Annotated in this window: 21 protein-coding genes and 1 tRNA gene; 5 read left to right on the top strand and 17 right to left on the bottom strand. The window is 45.1% G+C overall.

Annotation, left to right across the window (positions count from 1 at the left end; all coding sequences use genetic code 11):
- Positions 1–15: 15 nt before the first annotated feature.
- The 4 genes from flgC to ACNKW2_RS11995 form a co-directional block, all read right to left on the bottom strand.
- Complete coding sequence (gene flgC, locus ACNKW2_RS12010; RefSeq protein WP_419148787.1) at positions 16–447, bottom strand: flagellar basal body rod protein FlgC; 432 nt, start codon at positions 445–447, stop codon at positions 16–18.
- A 2-nt stretch (positions 448–449) separates the two neighbouring features.
- A complete protein-coding gene (gene flgB, locus ACNKW2_RS12005; protein ID WP_419148786.1) occupies positions 450–860 on the bottom strand; it encodes a flagellar basal body rod protein FlgB in 411 nt (136 codons plus the stop codon).
- A gap of 625 nt (positions 861–1,485) precedes the next feature.
- On the bottom strand, positions 1,486–2,316 hold the full coding sequence (locus ACNKW2_RS12000) for a CheR family methyltransferase (RefSeq protein ID WP_419148785.1): 831 nt from the start codon (positions 2,314–2,316) through the stop codon (positions 1,486–1,488).
- A 15-nt stretch (positions 2,317–2,331) separates the two neighbouring features.
- On the bottom strand, positions 2,332–3,264 hold the full coding sequence (locus ACNKW2_RS11995; protein ID WP_336565696.1) for a chemotaxis protein CheV: 933 nt from the start codon (positions 3,262–3,264) through the stop codon (positions 2,332–2,334).
- Positions 3,265–3,404: 140 nt separating this feature from the next.
- On the opposite strand from ACNKW2_RS11995, the gene flgA reads away from it, so the two are divergent.
- The 3 genes from flgA (at position 3,405) to ACNKW2_RS11980 (ending at position 4,929) form a co-directional block, all read left to right on the top strand.
- Positions 3,405–4,112, top strand: coding sequence for a flagellar basal body P-ring formation chaperone FlgA (gene flgA, locus ACNKW2_RS11990; RefSeq protein ID WP_419148784.1), 708 nt, complete (start codon positions 3,405–3,407; stop codon positions 4,110–4,112).
- A gap of 72 nt (positions 4,113–4,184) precedes the next feature.
- A complete protein-coding gene (flgM, locus tag ACNKW2_RS11985; RefSeq protein WP_419148783.1) occupies positions 4,185–4,508 on the top strand; it encodes a flagellar biosynthesis anti-sigma factor FlgM in 324 nt (107 codons plus the stop codon).
- The gene (locus ACNKW2_RS11980; RefSeq protein ID WP_419148782.1) at positions 4,501–4,929 is read left to right on the top strand and encodes a flagella synthesis protein FlgN; all 429 of its coding nucleotides are present in this window, start codon (positions 4,501–4,503) and stop codon (positions 4,927–4,929) included. Before flgM ends, ACNKW2_RS11980 begins: the two co-directional genes overlap by 8 nt.
- A 24-nt stretch (positions 4,930–4,953) precedes the next feature.
- On the opposite strand, the gene ACNKW2_RS11975 is transcribed toward ACNKW2_RS11980, so the two are convergent.
- Positions 4,954–5,430 (bottom strand): LPP20 family lipoprotein, encoded by a 477-nt coding sequence (locus ACNKW2_RS11975; protein WP_419148781.1) that lies wholly within the window; start codon positions 5,428–5,430, stop codon positions 4,954–4,956.
- Positions 5,431–5,617: 187 nt separating this feature from the next.
- Here ACNKW2_RS11975 and ACNKW2_RS11970 point away from each other — a divergent pair, with 187 nt between their 5' ends.
- Positions 5,618–6,814 carry a flagellar assembly protein T N-terminal domain-containing protein gene (locus tag ACNKW2_RS11970; protein WP_419148779.1) on the top strand — a complete coding sequence of 399 codons (1,197 nt, stop codon included), beginning with the start codon at positions 5,618–5,620 and terminating at the stop codon, positions 6,812–6,814.
- A gap of 4 nt (positions 6,815–6,818) precedes the next feature.
- Here the strand turns inward: ACNKW2_RS11970 and ACNKW2_RS11965 are convergent.
- The 10 genes from ACNKW2_RS11965 to rppH all read right to left on the bottom strand — a co-directional run bounded on the left by ACNKW2_RS11965 (position 6,819) and on the right by rppH (position 15,738).
- A tRNA-Arg gene (locus ACNKW2_RS11965) sits at positions 6,819–6,893 on the bottom strand.
- 392 nt (positions 6,894–7,285) lie between these two features.
- A complete protein-coding gene (locus ACNKW2_RS11960; protein WP_419148777.1) occupies positions 7,286–7,927 on the bottom strand; it encodes a FlgO family outer membrane protein in 642 nt (213 codons plus the stop codon).
- Positions 7,928–7,937: 10 nt separating this feature from the next.
- Complete coding sequence (locus tag ACNKW2_RS11955) at positions 7,938–8,594, bottom strand: FlgO family outer membrane protein (RefSeq protein ID WP_419148775.1); 657 nt, start codon at positions 8,592–8,594, stop codon at positions 7,938–7,940.
- Positions 8,595–8,605: 11 nt separating this feature from the next.
- Positions 8,606–9,190, bottom strand: a complete 585-nt coding sequence (locus ACNKW2_RS11950) for a FlgO family outer membrane protein (RefSeq protein WP_419148774.1) — start codon at positions 9,188–9,190, stop codon at positions 8,606–8,608.
- Between the two features lie 255 nt (positions 9,191–9,445).
- Positions 9,446–10,339 carry a UTP--glucose-1-phosphate uridylyltransferase GalU gene (gene galU / locus ACNKW2_RS11945; protein ID WP_419148773.1) on the bottom strand — a complete coding sequence of 298 codons (894 nt, stop codon included), beginning with the start codon at positions 10,337–10,339 and terminating at the stop codon, positions 9,446–9,448.
- Between the two features lie 9 nt (positions 10,340–10,348).
- On the bottom strand, positions 10,349–11,182 hold the full coding sequence (locus tag ACNKW2_RS11940) for a thymidylate synthase (RefSeq protein ID WP_419148772.1): 834 nt from the start codon (positions 11,180–11,182) through the stop codon (positions 10,349–10,351).
- Positions 11,183–11,194: 12 nt separating this feature from the next.
- Entirely contained in the window at positions 11,195–12,007 is an 813-nt protein-coding gene (lgt, locus tag ACNKW2_RS11935; protein WP_336565675.1) for a prolipoprotein diacylglyceryl transferase, read from the bottom strand.
- 9 nt (positions 12,008–12,016) lie between these two features.
- Positions 12,017–12,826, bottom strand: coding sequence for a sulfite exporter TauE/SafE family protein (locus ACNKW2_RS11930; protein WP_419148771.1), 810 nt, complete (start codon positions 12,824–12,826; stop codon positions 12,017–12,019).
- Between the two features lie 46 nt (positions 12,827–12,872).
- A complete protein-coding gene (gene ptsP / locus ACNKW2_RS11925) occupies positions 12,873–15,161 on the bottom strand; it encodes a phosphoenolpyruvate--protein phosphotransferase (protein ID WP_419148770.1) in 2,289 nt (762 codons plus the stop codon).
- Positions 15,162–15,210: 49 nt separating this feature from the next.
- Positions 15,211–15,738: an RNA pyrophosphohydrolase gene (gene rppH / locus ACNKW2_RS11920; RefSeq protein WP_419148769.1), complete on the bottom strand. Its 528-nt coding sequence runs from the start codon at positions 15,736–15,738 to the stop codon at positions 15,211–15,213.
- 442 nt (positions 15,739–16,180) lie between these two features.
- Here rppH and mutH point away from each other — a divergent pair, with 442 nt between their 5' ends.
- A complete protein-coding gene (gene mutH, locus ACNKW2_RS11915; protein ID WP_419148768.1) occupies positions 16,181–16,855 on the top strand; it encodes a DNA mismatch repair endonuclease MutH in 675 nt (224 codons plus the stop codon).
- A gap of 9 nt (positions 16,856–16,864) precedes the next feature.
- Here mutH and ACNKW2_RS11910 read toward each other — a convergent pair whose 3' ends face one another.
- Positions 16,865–17,278 (bottom strand): hypothetical protein, encoded by a 414-nt coding sequence (locus ACNKW2_RS11910; protein WP_419148767.1) that lies wholly within the window; start codon positions 17,276–17,278, stop codon positions 16,865–16,867.
- A gap of 147 nt (positions 17,279–17,425) precedes the next feature.
- The gene (gene eno, locus ACNKW2_RS11905) at positions 17,426–18,718 is read right to left on the bottom strand and encodes a phosphopyruvate hydratase (protein ID WP_419148766.1); all 1,293 of its coding nucleotides are present in this window, start codon (positions 18,716–18,718) and stop codon (positions 17,426–17,428) included.
- Positions 18,719–18,853 lie beyond the last annotated feature (135 nt).

Raw genomic sequence — 18,853 nt, 5'->3', positions numbered from 1 at the left:
GCTGTTACTCCCAATCTAGCGCTGACCAAGCTGCAGGGTTTTGCTCAACATTTGCTTTGCAGCATCTGCAACCTGAACATTGGTTTGGTAAGAACGAGAGGCTGAAATCATATTTGCCATCTCCTCTACCACATTCACATTCGGTTTATAAATGTAGCCATTTGCATCAGCACTAGGGTGGTTTGGATTGTACTCAATCTGAAGCGGTTTATCGCTTTCAACCACACCTAGCACCTTCACTCCAACAGACGATCCCATGGCATTATTTTGGGAAGTTGAAGCTTTAGAAAGTTCAGCTGCAAACACCGGATGTCTAGCGCGATACACTCCTTCTTGGCTGGAGCTTATCGAGTTGGCATTCGAAATGTTACTCGCAGTGGTGTTCAGGCGCACATTTTGGGCACTCATGCCCGAGCCAGAAATATCAAAAACGTTGTAAAGACTCATAATTATGCTCCTTGACCACCCAGTGCCTTTTTAAGGCCACTGAAATTACCAGATAAAAACTGCAAACTGGCTTGGTACTCTAATGCATTCTGTGTATACAAGTTTCGTTCCACTTGTATGTCCACTGAGTTACCATCACCTGTATCTGCTTGATTTGGCGAACGATATAGTTCATTTGCGTTGGTCATTTTAGTGCCACCACTGAGATGCTTGGCATCAGTTCTCACCATATCATTGCCGCTTCTTTGCCCCGCTTTTGCCGCTTTTAAGGCACCTGCGAAGTCAATATCTTTTGCTTTATATCCTGGAGTGTCCGCATTTGCGATATTACTCGCTAACATTTCCGCACGTTGCGAGCGGATCAGCATGGTATGCTGATGAACACCCAGTGCTTTATCGAAACTTATAGCCATAGTTAAACTCCAAAAATTTGACTCACAGTGATAAAGCAATCTTTAGGCCAAAATATAAATTTATTTTTTCTCTTTAATTTCAATGGTTAATACCATTAAAAAGGCGAGGTAATGATCTATTTGAGGCTAATTCATTAAACTTATGCTCATCAAAAATCACTGTCAACGAAACAAAAATAGTAGAGGTTAAGGTTGGTTTTAAGCATCAGCTTGTTATTAAAAAAGAGGAGCAAACGTTTTTCTATGACAGGAAAAAGTTATTGTCAGAAGTGGCACCGGCAAAGCTAAGCAAGTCAAGGTTCGGCAACAGCAATTCAATAGCATCAGTAAGACGATGTAGGAGCAAGTTGATAATTATACCAATTCGCTCAATTAAGTGGTCTATTTGAGGCAAGAAAATTCTGACGATAACACCGCTCTCGCGTCCTGCTACCGCCAAGGTGCCTATATCCGTATAGGCAAGGCGAAAATTTTGCTATTTAGTTGTTCTAAATGAGAAATTTTTAACGCAGTTAGCGTTGAATTTGATCCCTCAAATTGAGTAAGTATTAATCCGGATTGGTATTATAGAGCTGGCTTGCAACAGTGTTTTGAGGCACTGTTGCGAAGCTTAATGGTAGAGTGACTATTTTTTCTGGTAAATAATACCTGGGTTACAGCGGATCATAGTAAAGTCATCACTTAAACCGGCCATTGACTCAGAGGCACCTAAAAACAAGTAACCATTAGGATTGAGTGACTGTGCAAATTGCGCAATGATTTTTGCTTTGACCTCTGGGGAAAAATAGATCAGTACATTGCGGCAAAAAATGACATCAAACTTGCCCATCAAAGCATAAGAGTCCAACAAGTTAAGGTGCCTAAAGCTCACCATTTTTCGTATTGGCTCTACCACTTTAGCCATACCATTACCGCTGTCGGTAAAAAACTTTTTGCGTCGCTCTGGAGACAATCCACGCGCTAACGCCAAAGCGTCATATTCAGCGTTTTTACACATATCAAGCATGGTATTAGAAATGTCAGTACCCACTATCTGCACGCCCATTTTGAGGGCGCCTGGCGACTTACTGACATACTCATTCGCTGACATGGCAATGGAATACGGCTCTTGTCCTGACGAACTTGCCGCTGACCAAATTTTCACTGGTCTTCTTAGATCTTTAAACTCCGGCAAGATCCGATTTTTAAGTAACTCAAACGGGTAAGTATCTCTAAACCATAAGGTTTCGTTGGTAGTCATGGCATCAACCACCGCGGCACGAAGTTGCCGTTCATGGGGGCTTAGTGTTTTAGCAACTAACGATGACAAAGATTCAACATTGAAGCGCGCCATCAATGGAGCTAATCGACTTTTAACCAAGTACAATTTGTTGTTGCCCAGTACGATCCCACACTGCTGCTCCAGAAAGGTTCGAAATTGATCGTACTCTTTTTGCTCTAAATGCTTATTTTCCAAGTGCTACCACCAGCTTTAATCACAATGAACCCATTTCTTAACCGCTGCGGCTAATTCATCGGGGTTAAACTTAGCAATAAAATCATCTGCGCCTACTTTTTCAATCATTGCCTGATTGAATACCCCACTTAAGGAAGTATGTAAAATAACATGAAGTGGCGCTAACTTTGGATCCGCCTTGATCTCAGCCGTTAAGGTATAGCCATCCATTTCCGGCATTTCAACATCCGATATCAACAAGCCTACGCGCTCGGTGACATTATTTTGACAGTCCATATCGGCAATTTCTCTAAGCCTGATCAGCGCTTCTTTGCCGTTTTTAGCCAACTCGGTTTGCACTCCTAAAGGTTCTAATGCACGCTTGACCTGGTTTCGCGCTACTGCCGAGTCATCAGCAATAAAGACAATACGCTCGCCCAAATCTTTTTGCATTTCGCCATCAGAGACAATTCCAGCGCTGACTTCAGTATCTATAGGACAAATTTCGTTTAAGATCTTTTCTACGTCAAGGATTTCGACTAATTCATCTTCAATTTCTGTTACTGCGGTTAGGTAAGAATAACGACCAGCCCCCGAAGGTGGCGGCATTATTTTCTCCCAGTTCATGTTGACAATACGTTCTACAGCGCTTACCAAGAATCCTTGAACTGAGCGGTTATATTCAGCGATAACAATAAAACAATTGCGGATATCTTGGATAGGAGGCCCACCTACCGCCAGCGACATATCAATTACTGAAATAGTTTGACCACGAATATGAGCCACACCACGAATAAGCGGATTAGACTTTGGCATGCTCGTCAGGGCAGGACATTGTAGAACTTCTCTGACCTTAAAGACATTAATACCGAAGCGTTGTCGACCTTGAAGCCGAAAAAGTAATAGCTCGAGTCGGTTTTGTCCAACCAGCTGGGTACGTTGGTTCACCGAATCTAAAACACCTGCCATTTCAATCTCCTACTGAATAAACCGCTAATCGGAACGATCTTTGCTTCGACTCTGATATGGTTAAACACCCTTGATTAGGTGCAGTTATTAAAGCAGAATCTTTATACCTTGTTTCACCCCATAAGCATAGTCGAAACATCATGAGTTTGTTAAAAAAAACCTATTACAATCAATTTTTTTGTTTGTTCGCTTATTTTATAGGCATAGGCTATGCCCATTGTCAGCAATATGACAACAACATGTTGGAGCAAGCGGCCATTGATTTTATTACTCCTCAAATCGAACAAGACCCTGACAGCAAGCTCTCGGTTACCACCATACCGCTGGATGACCGCATCCCGGCCCGAGAGTGTCAACAGCCATTAGAGCGCGCCACGGCCATGACTCCTCCTTTTAATACTCAGGTAACCGTGCAATTACGCTGCAACGATTTAGTCAGTTGGACGCAATACGTCCATGTCCGGATCGACCGTCTATTCCCAGTGTTAGTTAGCGCCAACATGCTCGAAAAAGGCAGTATCATTACGGCTGAAGACATCAAAAAAGAGTATCAACCCAAACGTTTTCGCCGAGTTTCATATATTGAAGAAGCTAAGCTCATTATTGGCAGCCGCAGTAAACGCAATATTCGTGAGGGGCAGGCCTTCACCCAGCGTCATATTTGTATGGTATGCAAAGGCGATGGCGTGACTATTTTTGCTAAGTCTGGTGGTTTGGTAATAAAAACAGCCGGTGAAGCACTGCAAGACGGCAATAAAGGGGATTTAGTTCGGGTAAAAAATGCTCGCTCTGGCAAGACCTTACGTGCTAGAGTTATCGATGTAGAAACTGTTGAGGTGAATTTATAAAAAATTTGCTAAAGTAATGCTTACGCAAGCCGATATAGTGGCTGAGAGTATAATAGTATTGGGTCTACAATCATGGTTAATCAAGTTAACGGTCAAAATCAATCTACATCCGTTGCTAACAATGTTAAGCAACAAAAAGCGGAGTTACAACGTAACGAAGCCAATGCCACGAATAATAAGGCACCTGCAGCACCTAAAGCGGCTGCGGATTCAGTGAGCCTAACCCCACAGGCACAACAGTTAAAGTCTGTAAATGATAAGGCGCAGCAGTCTTCCGGTTTTGACGATAAAAAAGTCGAAGAGCTGAAAAAAGCTATTGCCGAAGGCAAGTACCAGGTTGACGCCGATAAACTGGCAAAAAACATAGCAGCATTCGAGTTCGAGATCTATGGATGATACGGTTCGGCTTTGCCACCACAAACTAACGCAACAAATTAGTGCACTAGAAGCTTTGACCCAGCTTCTAGTGGACGAGCTTGAGGCGCTCGCCTCTCGCCACGGTGATAGCTTAAAAGATATCGCTCGGGAAAAACTCTCACACATCACACAACTGCAACAACTCGACAAAGAACTCGCTCAAGTCGATGTTGAACTGTTCAAAAACGAAGAACTTTCGCCCCTAGTAGACCAAGTTAAATTGCTACTGAATGATTGTAAGCGCAAAAATGAAGTTAACGCCAAAGCGGCTCACCATGCCAATGTTAGCACCAGAGAGCTGAAAGAAATTCTGATAGGTGTGCCTGCATCAGTAACTTATGGTGAAGACGGCAGTGTCAAAAGCAGTGATAATAAGCTAGTAAAGAACTTGAAAGCCTAAATTAGGCTTTCATTGTTTAAGCTGTTATTTGATACTGTAACGGATCTTTTTAATTTTCTTCGGCTTAGTTTGCGCAATATAGAGGTTGTACACTCTTTTCATATCTAGCTCTAATTCCGTGGCATAGGTATCACCGACTGAGTAGCTTTTGAGCACTTTTGCGCCCCTGATAAGGCCATTAACTTGACTTTTTAAGCCATCATTTTGCGCTATGGCCCCTTTTACCGTGGTTGTTGCAGTCAACTTTTGTCCATACAGTTGCTCCGCTAATTCACGATACGCTTCAAGCTTAGAAACCTTGATTGCCATTAACTGTTTCTCACCATCCGTCGCTCCCGGTTGTGCACTTAACGGCGCATAACCAACGGCTTTGAGTACCGGATAACTATCAGGTTTTATGGTTTCATACTCAATGTGTTTGTCTGCAATACTGGCACAGCCATTAAGCCAGGCGAATGTGGTGACCAAAAGCAGTACGTAACGTGATTTAAATACCCTCATCCTAACCATCTCCACTACAATCAATAAATACAATACCAGTCCGCATTACGCCTTGTTCGCTTAGACTAGGCCACTTTTTAAGCGAATCGGTATAAGAGTTCACTTAGCTGATATATGCACGAATCCTGCCAAAATTTGGCACAGGTATTGCTGATATTTAGGTAGTTAATGAATTAGGTTACTCAAAATGAACAAGCATATTGTACTAAGCTTATCACTCATCAGTTTATCTTACGCCAATGGCGCTAGCGCGGAGTGGTTTGAAGTAACAGGCATTGCTGACATCAAAAGTGGTGATCAGCAAAAAGCCAAACGTAAGGCTGTCAACGATGCCATTACCCAGGCTCTGTTATTTTCTGGCGCTAATGTCAGCAGTGTACAAACTGTCACCGATGGTGTGCTGACTCAGGATGAATTAAAAATACGCTCCAACGCCCAAGTGCAAAGCGCCAATGTGGTGTCGGAGTCACGGGTAGGTGATAGCTGGCACGTCACCTTACACATTGATATTATGCCACAGGATCAGCAATGCCCTACGAGCGCCTACAATAAACAAATCGCCATTACTCAAAGTCAATTAAAGAACAAGCACCAAGCAACCTTGGGTCAAATCTTTGACATACACAAGGTGGTAAGTAAAAAGCTCTATCAAACCATGAATGGCCAAAGCACCAGCTTAGAGCCAGTGCCTTACTTCGCACAAACCATCAATGTTGAACGCTTTTTTAGCCAGCGTTTTGATTATAACGAACGTTTAATTGAAACCGTTACGGCCAATACCAATAGCCAATATGTTTTGCTTTCTCAGATCAGCGACATTTCCAGTGTGGATAAACTTAACAGTGACTTTGCATTTTGGCAGAGCGATAAGTTTTTGCGTAGCTTTAAAATCGACTTTGCCCTTTTTGATGCCTTATCGCACGAGCGTGTGTGGCAAAAGCAGTACGCCACACAAGGCGTTTGGCCATTTAAAAAGACCAAACTAATAGACGTTTATAGTGAGCGCTTCTGGCGCACAGATTATGCCGACGAAATCCAGTTAACACTCGAGCAAGTTACCATTGACTTAAATGCCGCCGTGGCTTGCTTAGCAACGAATGGTAAAATTCTGCACGTTGACGGCGATCAAGTGATTATTAACCTTGGCCGTATGCATGGATTGGAAAATGGCCAAATATTGAACATTGCGCACAGCAGCCCAGTGACCAACGCACGCGGCAAGCAGTACATGCGCCAAATCAAGACCATTAATAAGGTTCGTGTCACACAAATTAACGCCCAAAATGCAGTGGCTGTGAACATAAGTAACCGCCCACTCAACAACGTACAAATAAATGATTTAGTAGAAATTCAGGTAGAGCAAAAGGAGGATTTTGCTCTTTAAGGAATGGCGTCCCCAGTAGGAATCGAACCTACATCGAAGCCTTAGGAGGGCCTAGTTTTATCCATTAAACTATGGGGACATCCACTTAGCAGCTTTATAACAATCCATATTCATACTTGCGCCATTTGCAGGAGCCACTGTTACACTTATTGGGTTATACCAATCCACGTTAATACTTACTCAATTTGAGGGAGTAAATTTGACGCTAACGGCGTTAAAAATTTCTTATTTAGAACAACTAAATAGCAAAATTTTTGCCTAGTTATCGAGAAAAGTTTCTTGCCTCAAATAGACCTCTTAATTAAGCGAGCTGGTATAAAAAGTTTCTTACCGCAAACAGCCAATTCATTTAAGGAATTGTTATTAGCTTCTAGTATACTGATTACTATCACTTTTTGAAGCTTTTCTTTAGGGAATGGTGAGCTTTTGTCTGCCCATCAGGGAACTAAAGCTCACTCCGCGTGGTTAGGGTTACCTCGATGCCGTTGCTCGGCCATCTAAGATAAAGTAGGGAATAGTCACCGCCGTAGTCGCAACCACGAGATTGCTATCAAACTCCAACAGTCGAGCATTCACTTCGACTCCGCGAGCGCGATAAATCATGGTGCCTGTTAGTACATGGCTTGGTGCTTGGGCTACCTTTAAACGACTGGCTTTACGAGAAAAATTTAGGTCGCCACTGGGCGTCACCTCAATTTTTCCTAGCGCTTTAAAATCCAGTGCTTGGTAACCCAACTTTTGTATTTGATGCATTAACGACTCTGCCAGCTGGTTCCCCAACTGATTGGTTTGTCGTAATGACTCATTAAAGTTTACAAAGCTGGCAACCGCAATGGCTTCTGGCTGCTGTCCTAATATAGTATCAGATAGCTCTAGCGCAATTTGGCTGGCATAATTTGCCACCTGCTTACGATGGCGATAGCTTACGAATCCCATGTCCTCGGTCATTGCCGACTGCTCATCCAATGCTTGCTGTTCTTGTGCGGCCATCATGGCGTACAAGGCATCAATATCAGATTGCTCTTTGCTGTCTCCTTGCTGAGCTTGCTGTTCGGTCATTTCACAGCCACCTAACAGAGCTAACGTGGTGGCGAACAGAACTGCGTTTTTCATTTCTCTGCTCCTAATTCGCTTGCTCAAGCAAAATACCGTCGTAGGCCGCGCCATCTTCTAAGGCGTTTACGATATTCTGTGGTAAAAAGCCTTGTGCGGTACCGACCACGCTTTTACTGCGCAGACCAACTATACGGGCGTTTACCATTACACCACCTTGATGGTTAACCAAGGTACCACCTAACACATATAAAAATGGGTGGTCGTCTGATAACTCAAGGAAGTCTCGACTAAATACGAAATCCCCTTCTGGAGTCACTCGGATGTAATCCGTGGTTTTGAAGTCCACAACTGGAATACCAAAGGTATGCAATTCGTGAATAAAACTCTCTGCTAATTGATTACCCAATAACGACGCTTGATTAAAATCTTTATCCAAAAAAACAAAGCTGGTAACGGCAATGGGCGTTTTTTCATTTACGTGTTTTATGTTGGCCACCATGTCTTGCATAATGCTTTGGACATAATGGGTAACGTTTTTGCCCGCCATTTGCTGACTAATCGAAAACTGTTTCATCCCGCTGGGGTTACTTTGAAACATGGAATCCTTTGCAAAGCCATTTCTCGACTGCTGTTCAGGCGCCCCCTCTTCAGCGAAAAAGCTCCCTTGGGCACAACCGACCATCAATGTAAGCGGTAAAATGACACTAACTAAATTTTTTAACATTGCCTGCTCCACTAATATTGGCTTCGGATCAACTGGCCATCACGGTGAGTGACATTTTGCGTCCCCCACATGACCGACTTTGGAATGCTTACTGCTGCTGCAGAAACGGCTTTATTGTGTAAAGTGCCAACTAGCCTGGCATTAACCAGATAGGCATCTTGAGTTTCTACAATCGTCCCTACCACTACCAAGTCAATTTTCTGGCGCTGAACCACCTTGGCTAAATCTCTTGATAACATGTTATCGGCAGCATCATGAAATGATAAAGACTCGGATAGGCGATATTCCACAACATCGGCCCCCATTTGTGTAAGGCGAGTAATTAGTGACTCTTGCAGTGCTACACTCAACCCAGCCCCTTGACCCGTTGTCACTTGCTGCAATGCGTCCGCTTTGAAAAAGCTCGTCACCGCAATCGTGGAGTTGGGTTTATATGGCCTCACATGCTGTCCCAATGATTTCGCCAGTTGTGCACCATAATACTCAATGCTAGGAGGTGGGCTTGCATCTACTGTGTTATTGCTGGTTGAAGTTGTGCGGGTGTTGCTACAAGCAACCATAAATAATACTGTAAACCAAATTAGAAATTTCATCATACCAAGCCAATTGTTACCTTGGCTTGAAGCGATGCAAAAGTCGCACCATAGTTACAGTCTATAGCTGATAAAGTGACTAACCCGTCGTCCTTAGGCGGAATTTATGTTTTCCCTTACTCTACAACGTTTGTAAACTGCACCTTTAATGTTTAAAAATAGGCAAGACTTTGCCACCTAAGGATCAGAGCAGTTAAACACCACAATAGCTTGATATACGCCTCAAAAAGGTTATCAACCGCCTTGGCTTGCCGACAATCAGGTAATTGTGCTTTTTATCAAGGTATTAATCGTTTTTTGTAACTCAGGAGCAAATTCTTGGCGTCTTGAGGCGTATTCAACAATGGCTTTTAGGTAGCCCATTTTACTGCCACAATCATGGCTCTTCCCGATGAGGGCATAAGCCTGTACTTGTTCAACTTCGTTCATCATGGCAATGGCGTCGGTTAGCTGAATTTCGTCTCCAGCACCAAGGGGAGTTTTTAGTAACAAAGGCCAAATGGCTTTACTTAACACATAACGGCCAACCACGGCTTGGTTAGAAGGAGCAGCCGCCACGGATGGCTTCTCTACCATGCTGAGCATTTGCTTAGATTCGCCAGGGTTAAGGGTCGCTCCACCAAGGTCAACAATACCAAATTGGCTCACCTGCTCGGTAGCGACGGCTTCGACCATAACTTGGCTGTGACCGCTTTGTTCAAAGCGTTGTATCATTTGCGCTAAATTGTCCCGCTGTAAATCGCACGCGGCATCATCGATCAGCACATCGGGTAACATCACCACAAAAGGCTCATCACCGATGACCGGCGCGGCACAGTTGATGGCATGGCCAAGTCCTCGAGCCTCGCCTTGGCGGACATGAATTAAGGTGACGCCCTTAGGGCAAATCGATTGCACCTCTTCCAGTAGCTGGCGTTTAACCCGTTTCTCTAATGTGGCTTCCAGCTCGAAGCTGGTATCAAAATGGTTCTCAATGGAGTTCTTACTAGAGTGAGTCACTAAAACAATTTCGGTTATTCCAGCTGCGGCTGCTTCATCCACCACATACTGGATCAGTGGCTTGTCTACAATCGGAAGCATTTCTTTTGGTATGGCTTTTGTTGCGGGTAACATCCGCGTACCAAGCCCTGCAACAGGAATAACCGCTTTCACGTTGTGCTCCTAAATTGCCACTGGCGCTTTGATGTGCGGGTGGCATTGGTAGTCCACTAACTCAAAGTCTGCAAAGGTAAAGCCAAAGATGTCTTTTACCTCAGGGTTAATCTTCATGGTCGGCTTAGCGAAGGGCTCTCGTGATAACTGCTGTTCAACCTGTTCCATATGATTAAGGTAAAGGTGAGCATCACCAAAAGTGTGAACAAAGTCACCCAACTCTAAATCACACACCTGGGCAATCATCATCGTCAATAGTGCGTAGCTGGCAATGTTAAATGGCACACCCAAGAAAATGTCAGCACTGCGTTGATACAGTTGACAAGAAAGCTTGCCATCTAGCACATAAAACTGAAATAAGGTATGGCATGGCGGCAATGCTTGCTTACCCATAGCGGCATTTTCTTTTGGTGAATACTGAGTATCTGGCAATAGTGCTGGATTCCAAGCACTGACAATTAAACGCCGAGAGTCTGGATTAGTTTTAATTTGCTCCACCACGTCTTTGATTTGATCAATGACTTCACCGTTCGGTCCTTCCCAAGAGCGCCATTGGCTGCCGTATACAGGCCCTAAATCGCCCTCTTCCGTGGCCCAACCATCCCAAATACTTACGCCATTGTCTTTTAAGTATTGAATATTAGTGTCACCTTTTAAGAACCACAGCAGTTCATGGATAATTGAGTGTAAGTGGCATTTTTTGGTGGTGACCAGCGGGAAACCTTCTTGCAGATTAAAGCGCATTTGGTAGCCAAACACGCTAATCGTCCCGGTGCCTGTGCGGTCTTCTTTTTTCGTGCCATGATCTCGCACATAGCGCATTAACTCTAAATATTGCTTCATAATCGTTACTCTTTAATTCTTAACTTGCCCTGCATTGCCCTGAGTCGCTTCGCGCTTGTAAGCCCACACCATCAACATAATTCCGGCAATCACCATCGGCAATGATAAAATTTGCCCTTGTGAGATAACGCCACCATACAAGCCAATATGGGCATCCGGCTCACGGAAATACTCAATAGCGAAGCGGAAAACACCGTAGCCTGCTAAAAATAGACCAGCCACGCTGCCTGCTGGGCGAGGCTTATTACGGAACCACACCAACATGATAAATAATACTAAGCCTTCAAAAAACGCTTCATAGAGCTGTGATGGGTGACGCGGCAACGGACCACCGCTTGGAAAGACAAAGGCCCAAGGCACATCCGTCACTCGGCCCCATAACTCACCATTAATAAAGTTGCCAATGCGTCCGGCAAATAAACCAACCGGCACCATAGGGACAACAAAATCGCCTACCGCTAAAATCGAACGCTTATTTTTTAGGGCATAAAACACAATGGCAGCGATCACCCCTAACGCACCGCCGTGGAAAGACATACCGCCCTGATCCACTCTAAATAGGTATAACGGGTTTTCTAAGAAGTGGGAAAATTGATAAAACAATACATACCCAATGCGGCCGCCAAGGATAACCCCTAGCATGCAGTAGAACACCAAATCGCCGACTTGGTCTTTATTCCAACCTGAGTTGGTTTTTTTCGCTTCTTTACCTGCCCACCACATGGCAAACACAAAGCCAATTAAATACATCAAGCCGTACCAGCGCACGCTCAGTGGCCCGATAGAAAAAATCACAGGATCTATCTGTGGAAACTGCAAAGCCATAGCCTTTCCTTAATTAATTAACATGTTGCCGGCAATCACGACCAATAGCGCGGCAAATACTTTTTTTATCGTTGCAACCGGCAAATGGTGCGTTGCTTTTGCACCAACTGGCGCCATAAACCATGAAGTTGCCACAATCCCTACCAGCGCCGGTAAGTAAACAAAACCTAAAAACCCGTGCTCAATATCAACGTGGCGACTGCCTGAAGCAATATAGCCAATCGAGCCAAAAATGGCGATGATAATTCCGCTTGCCGAAGCACAGCCAATGGCTTTTTTCATATCTAATGAGAAGAAGGTTAATAAAGGCACAATCAGCGCCCCACCACCAATGCCAATCATCGCCGATAACGCCCCAGTCACTGAGGTTAAGATGGCAAGCACAGGTCCAGATGGCATAACTCGAGTGGTTTTAGGCGGGCGACGTGAGCTCCATGCCATTTTAAGCGCTATGCCAATGACACTAATCACAAAGATGAGGCGCACGAGTTTTTCCGGTAACAAGACTGCCGCAAACCCACTGCCAAGGGCACCAACAGCCACGCCAAGCATCACCCAAGGCGCTACTTGCCAAGGCACATTACTGTTTTTATGGTGGGCTTTTGCCGAAGACGTGGACGTAAAGATGATTGAAGCCAACGAGGTGGCCACTGCGACAATCACCACCTTTTCTGGTGGGATGATTTCAAACTGCGTTAAAATAATCGACAAAATAGGGACAATTAACAGTCCACCACCAATGCCCAACAAGCCAGCCAAAAAGCCAACCGCGCAACCTAATAACGCGCAAAGTACAACGATGAGTAAAATGGTTTCCATCACAAGCTCTTCTTTTTATAGCGCCGCTATGGTAGCGCAAATGTCGCTAAGACGCACCCTTTGCTTGATGACTGGTGTAAAGCAGCTCACCGAATTGATGCGCTATCATAAACTCTTTTATCACCCTTCGTACTTGCTTGGTGGACGGTTGAGCTAAACACTGCTCAAGTAAGGCTTCCATGTCCGTCACTCGTAGCCGCCTCAGCACCCACTTGACTTTATTTAGCGAAGAAATATTCATACTTAAGCGGCGATAGCCCATGGCAATCAGTAGAATTGCCCCTTCTGGCTCACCACCGAGCTCACCACACAGGCTAAAGGGAAGCTCATGCTGTTCACATTGTCGCGCAATGTCGTTTAACACTCTAAGTACACTGGGGTGGTAAGGATCGAATAAGTCGGCAACTTGGGCGTTGGTTCTATCCACCGCCAGCAGATATTGCGTTAAATCGTTACTGCCCACCGAGCAAAAATCGACTTTCTTAGACCACTCAGGCAGCAAGTACACGCTGGATGGTACTTCTAGCATAACCCCAACCTCTGGACGGTCTATGGTGTAAAAAGGGTCTGCCCACTCATCTTGCAGCTCAAAGCAGGCTTGATCAACTAAGGCCAACGCTTCATCGATTTCTTCACTGTGCCCGACCATGGGCAGCATAATACGCAAATTCCCCAACCCCGCATTGGCTTTGATCATGGCTTTTACTTGATCGAGAAACAGCTCAGGATGATCTAACGACACGCGGATCCCTCGCCAGCCTAAAAACGGATTCTCTTCTTTAATATCAAAATAATCCAGCACCTTATCGCCACCGATGTCTAAGGTACGCATGATCACCGGCTCAGGGTGGTAGCGAGTTAACACTTCGCGATACCATTGCTCTTGCTCAGCTTGAGTAGGAAATTGGCCTTTTTGCATAAACCAAGATTCAGTGCGATATAGTCCCACACCATCGAAATATTTCGCGCCTATGGTCTCAGTGGATAAATCAAGGCCGGCATTGAGCAGCAGTTTTATCCGTTCACCATCAAGCGTTACTGGTGGCAGGTCGTGCTCGGCTTCAAATTTATCGTGAAGAATACTGTCTTTGTGTTTAATTTCAATGTATTCATTCACCAGCACTTGCGAGGGAGAAATATATAAGCGTCCGGCATAGGCGTCTAAAATGACTTCTTTGCCATCAAACTGTAACAAGGGAATATTTTCAATGCCCCAAATCGCCGGGACGCCCATCGCTCGAGTTAAAATAGAAGCATGGGAGTTTGCCGAGCCATGCACGCTCACCACCCCTTTTAATTTATCTTTGGGCACTTGGGCTAACATGGTCGGGGTTAATGTATGGGCAATTAAAATGGTGTCTTCAGGGTACTGTTTTACCGCTTGCTCAGTCGATACTAAATGATGCAGAACGCGCAAACCGATGTCATTTACATCCACAGCACGCTCTTTGATATAAGGGTCGTTCATGGCATTGAACTGCGCCACTAAATTATCAATCACTCGCTTTAACGCGGTTTTGGCATTCCACCCCTGTTTAATTTCACTTTCCACCTGTTGCCCTAAGCTTTTGGCATCGAGTAACTGCTGGTAAACCTCAAATACCGCAATGGCTTCTTTAGGTATATCATCACTGAGGGTTTTGGCTAAAATATGAAACTCTTGTCGCGTGGCAGCCACGGCTTGGTGGAACAACTGTAACTGCTGTTGCGTTTGCTCGGAACGCTCGGGCTCAATACTGGCAAAACTGATATTAGGCAGCACCACATAGCCCTGCCCCAGCGCAATCCCCGGGGCACTGGCCACCCCCTTTAATACCGAGGTGCGATGACTGCTGGCATCTTCTTGTAATAACGTTTGTATTTCGGTATTGGCCAACTGCGATGCCAATTGCGCTGATAAGGTAATTAAGAACGATTCTTCGTCATGACTGAAAACGCGAGCCATCTTTTGCTGTACCACAATAACACCAAGCACTTTACGCTGATGCACTACGGGCACTGATAAAAACGCGTTAAACCCTTCTTCATTCACTTCTGGGGATAGTTTAAATCTAGGGTGGGATTGGGCATGGGCAATGTTGATTGGCTCTTCGCGCTGGGCCACCAAGCCCACCAGGCCTTCCGTAAAACCGATGCGAAACTGACCAATGGCATCGCGGTTGAGGCCATTGGTGGCCATTAGTATAAAGTTATCTTGGCTGTAGTCCGCAAAGTAAACTGAGCAGCACTCGGTGTGCATCGCCTCTTTCACCATAGTGACAAAGCAATCTAGCGCACTTTGCAAATCACTTTGCTGCGCCACCGATTCGGCGATTGCTCTTAACGTTGCTAACACATGCTGCTCCTTGAAGTTATACCAATTCGCTTAATTAAGTGGATTGGTATTATCGTCTATGGCGCCAATGCTCCCGCTGACCTTGATGATGTTCACGCTTACCAAATGGCATGGCAAATGGCGCAAACTCTTTCATCACGCGGCGATAAACATCGCGTTTAAACGACACTACTTGGCGCACGGGATACCAATAACTTACCCAACGCCAATCATCAAACTCAGGGTGATGGGTATGCAGTAAATCTACATCTTCATCTTTACACTTAAGTTTCAACAAAAACCATTTTTGTTTTTGGCCAATACAGACGGGACTGGAATCACGTCGGATCAACCGTTTTGGTAGTTTATAACGCAACCAATGCTTGGAACTTGCTACTATTTCAACATCTTCTGGCCTAAGACCAACTTCTTCATGAAGTTCACGATACATCGTCTGCTCAGGTGTTTCCCCTTGATCTATTCCGCCTTGAGGAAATTGCCAAGAGTGTTGTCCGTAACGACGGGCCCAAAATACCTGCCCCTGATTATTACAAATCACTATTCCGACATTGGCACGAAACCCTTCGGCATCAATCACCTTAGTGCCTCATTTGTAAGTCGATTTTTAATGATTGTTCCACAACTGCAGCGACACGGCAAATTTAATTCCATTCTATGCCCAAATATTCGTCGGCTATCCGCAACTTACTCACAGCTTGTGCATAAAGTTAGAAATATGCGTATATTTTACGAACAAATCCACAATAGGAGAAAATAAAAGCCACTTTCTCCACAGATTCTGTGGATAATTATGTTTATAGTCTTGTATTTATCCAAAGGGGAATGATTTCCAGCCCGATGTAACGCCATCAAAAAAGAAATAAGCCCTTTAATTTCAACCAGATAAGCAAAGCCCAGCAACGGTTAGTAAGTAATAACTTGAGGTTGAACACGAAATGCGCACAAATTAACCACCTTACACCAGGCGAATTTATGCCTTATAATGGCCACTTAACTCAATATCGCCATAGGAGCTTGCCTTGTTACCGCCATCGCCCCCCAAATCCATCAGCGAGTTAATGCAACGGGTTAATCGTATTGCTGGCTTAACGTTAGGCGAATTGGCAAGCGAGTTGGCTTTTAAGACTCCGGAGCACTTACAAAAAGAAAAAGGCTGGGTAGGACAACTGCTTGAGGTGGCCCTTGGAGCAAGCGCAGGCTCAAAACCCGTCCCAGACTTTGAACACCTTGGTGTCGAGCTAAAAACCTTGCCCATCAGCTATCAAGGCAAACCCCTTGAAACCACTTATGTCTCAGTGGTGCCCCTCACGGGCCTAACGGGCCTACGCTGGCAAGACTCCAGCGTCAAAAAAAAGCTCGCCCATGTACTCTGGCTGCCTATTCTGGCAGAGCGCGAGATACCCGTTATCGATAGAACCATTGGCCAAGGTTTTCTGTGGCAGCCCTCGCCGCTGCAAGCGCAAATGCTACAGCGCGATTGGGAAGAGCAAATAGAGTTAATCGCCACAGGCCAGGTTGAGAGCATCAGCGGGCATCTCGGCGAGGTGATGCAAATTCGCCCAAAGGCGGCCAATAGCAAAGCCCTCACCGATGCCATTGGCCCCAATGGCAAGATTATCCAAACCCTGCCACGAGGCTTTTATCTCAAAACCAACTTTACCCAAGCTATTTTAGCTCAAGAGTTTTCCCATTAAAGGCGGCCACTAGCCACGACGCTGGCGCGCAGCAAAGGTAAACCCCATGGCGTAAGCTTGCTCGTCAGTTAATACGCCTCGCTTGTGTAAAGTACCAATAATCGAGTTTGGCTTTCTGTGTAGCTGCTTCGCAATGGCGGCAATTTTGCTGTCTGCTTGGTATTCGGCTAACACCATTTCAATGTCCTCCTCACTCCAAGGCAGTCCATGATTTTTCGGTAAGCCATTTTGTTGGTTCTCAGCTTGGCGCTCAGCCAGCGTGCGCTTAGGCTTTTTTTGCGGCCCACTTTTAAGCAGCAAAAATAACGCTCTAATGATTTCGGGGTGATTGTAGGGTGAATCTGGTGCCATGACTTCGCCGCTAATAGGGTCTACGCCATGAGCTAAAGCCTCAACAATGGCCATTGCATTGACATTATCCATAATGATGTTCCTCACGTTTCCATGTTTATAACTGTTGTCTGTCAGACCATCAAAGTGTAGGTGATAGCCGCGAGGAACGCGAAACGTGCAGGCCAAAAAAAGCCAGTGCGTTAACACTGGCTATTTATATTTCTCAACAAATGGTCATTACTGACCTTTAATTTCGCTACGACCTTTGTACACAGCCTTTTCACCCAGTGCTTCTTCGATGCGCAATAGCTGGTTGTACTTAGCTACACGGTCAGAGCGGCACAGTGAGCCGGTTTTGATCTGGCCAGCTGCAGTACCTACGGCAAGATCTGCAATGGTGGCGTCTTCTGTTTCACCTGAACGGTGCGAGATAACGGCGGTAAAGCCTGCGTCTTGCGCCATCTTGATGGCATCTAATGTCTCAGATAAAGAGCCGATCTGGTTAAACTTAATTAAGATAGAGTTGCCGATTTTTTCTTCGATACCACGAGTTAAGATCTTGGTGTTGGTCACAAACAAGTCGTCACCTACTAACTGTACTTTGTCACCAATTTTATCGGTTAAGATCTTCCAGCCGTCCCAGTCACTTTCGTCTAGACCATCTTCAATTGAAACGATTGGGTAGCGCGCAGCCAAATCCGCTAGGAAACTCGCGAAGCCTTCAGAGTCAAATGCTTTGCCTTCACCCTTAAGGTCGTATTTGCCATCGACATAAAACTCAGACGCAGCACAGTCAAGCGCGAGCGTCACGTCTTTGTTCATTTCATACCCTGCTGCAGAAACCGCTTCAACGATCACCTCAAGGGCTTCTTCATTTGATTTAAGATCAGGGGCAAAACCACCTTCATCACCGACAGCAGTATTTAGGCCACGTGCTTTAAGTACTTTTTTCAAGCTATGGAAAATTTCTGCGCCCATGCGCAGGGCTTCGCGGAAGCTTGACGCGCCCACAGGCTGTACCATGAACTCTTGAATATCGACGTTGTTGTCCGCGTGCTCACCACCATTTAGAATGTTCATCATGGGTACTGGCATAGAGTAGTTACCCGCAGTGCCATTGATGTCTGCAATGTGCTCATACAAAGCAACGCCTTTGTCTTGTGCGGCCGCTTTTGCCGTAGCAAGAGACACGGCCAAAATGGCATTGGCACCTAGTTTTTCTTTGTTTTCTGTGCCATCAAGGTCTAGCATAACTTTATCTACCGCACGCTGCTCAAGTGCGTTTTGGCCTTCAAGTGCTGCCGCGATTTCGTTATTAATGAAGTTTACCGCAGTTAAAACACCTTTTCCTAAGTAACGAGACTTATCACCATCACGTAACTCAAGCGCTTCACGGGTTCCCGTAGAGGCACCTGATGGCGCACATGCGCGGCCCCATGCACCTGATTCTAGGTGAACATCCGCTTCTACAGTTGGGTTACCGCGTGAGTCCATAACTTCACGGCCAATCACTTTAACGATTTTTGACATCTTGATTCCTCTTATTCCCAAAGTGGTGTGTATTGCGCTGCGTTGTTGCAGGCGAAACGATTTAATAGCAATTGCGTTTTACAATTGCGCTAAAGTTTGCCCTATCTTAGGCATCTGGCAAAGTGAAGAATTTAC

Source organism: Pseudoalteromonas 'SMAR' (assembly GCF_048515945.1).
Classification (GTDB): Bacteria; Pseudomonadota; Gammaproteobacteria; order Enterobacterales; family Alteromonadaceae; genus Pseudoalteromonas.
This window is presented reverse-complemented; position numbering and strand designations above follow the sequence as displayed.

Coding starts and splice junctions, on each gene's coding strand:
- lgt (WP_336565675.1), bottom strand. CDS start 12,007: ATGGCTTTGCAGTTTCCACAGATAGATCCTGTGATTTTTTCTATCGGG.
- ACNKW2_RS11955 (WP_419148775.1), bottom strand. CDS start 8,594: ATGTTAAAAAATTTAGTTAGTGTCATTTTACCGCTTACATTGATGGTC.
- flgC (WP_419148787.1), bottom strand. CDS start 447: ATGAGTCTTTACAACGTTTTTGATATTTCTGGCTCGGGCATGAGTGCC.
- flgA (WP_419148784.1), top strand. CDS start 3,405: ATGAGTTTGTTAAAAAAAACCTATTACAATCAATTTTTTTGTTTGTTC.
- ACNKW2_RS11950 (WP_419148774.1), bottom strand. CDS start 9,190: ATGATGAAATTTCTAATTTGGTTTACAGTATTATTTATGGTTGCTTGT.
- flgB (WP_419148786.1), bottom strand. CDS start 860: ATGGCTATAAGTTTCGATAAAGCACTGGGTGTTCATCAGCATACCATG.
- ACNKW2_RS11960 (WP_419148777.1), bottom strand. CDS start 7,927: ATGAAAAACGCAGTTCTGTTCGCCACCACGTTAGCTCTGTTAGGTGGC.
- ACNKW2_RS11910 (WP_419148767.1), bottom strand. CDS start 17,278: ATGGATAATGTCAATGCAATGGCCATTGTTGAGGCTTTAGCTCATGGC.
- ACNKW2_RS11940 (WP_419148772.1), bottom strand. CDS start 11,182: ATGAAGCAATATTTAGAGTTAATGCGCTATGTGCGAGATCATGGCACG.
- ACNKW2_RS11930 (WP_419148771.1), bottom strand. CDS start 12,826: ATGGAAACCATTTTACTCATCGTTGTACTTTGCGCGTTATTAGGTTGC.
- ACNKW2_RS11970 (WP_419148779.1), top strand. CDS start 5,618: ATGAACAAGCATATTGTACTAAGCTTATCACTCATCAGTTTATCTTAC.
- flgM (WP_419148783.1), top strand. CDS start 4,185: ATGGTTAATCAAGTTAACGGTCAAAATCAATCTACATCCGTTGCTAAC.
- ACNKW2_RS11995 (WP_336565696.1), bottom strand. CDS start 3,264: ATGGCAGGTGTTTTAGATTCGGTGAACCAACGTACCCAGCTGGTTGGA.
- ACNKW2_RS11980 (WP_419148782.1), top strand. CDS start 4,501: ATGGATGATACGGTTCGGCTTTGCCACCACAAACTAACGCAACAAATT.
- ACNKW2_RS11975 (WP_419148781.1), bottom strand. CDS start 5,430: ATGAGGGTATTTAAATCACGTTACGTACTGCTTTTGGTCACCACATTC.
- eno (WP_419148766.1), bottom strand. CDS start 18,718: ATGTCAAAAATCGTTAAAGTGATTGGCCGTGAAGTTATGGACTCACGC.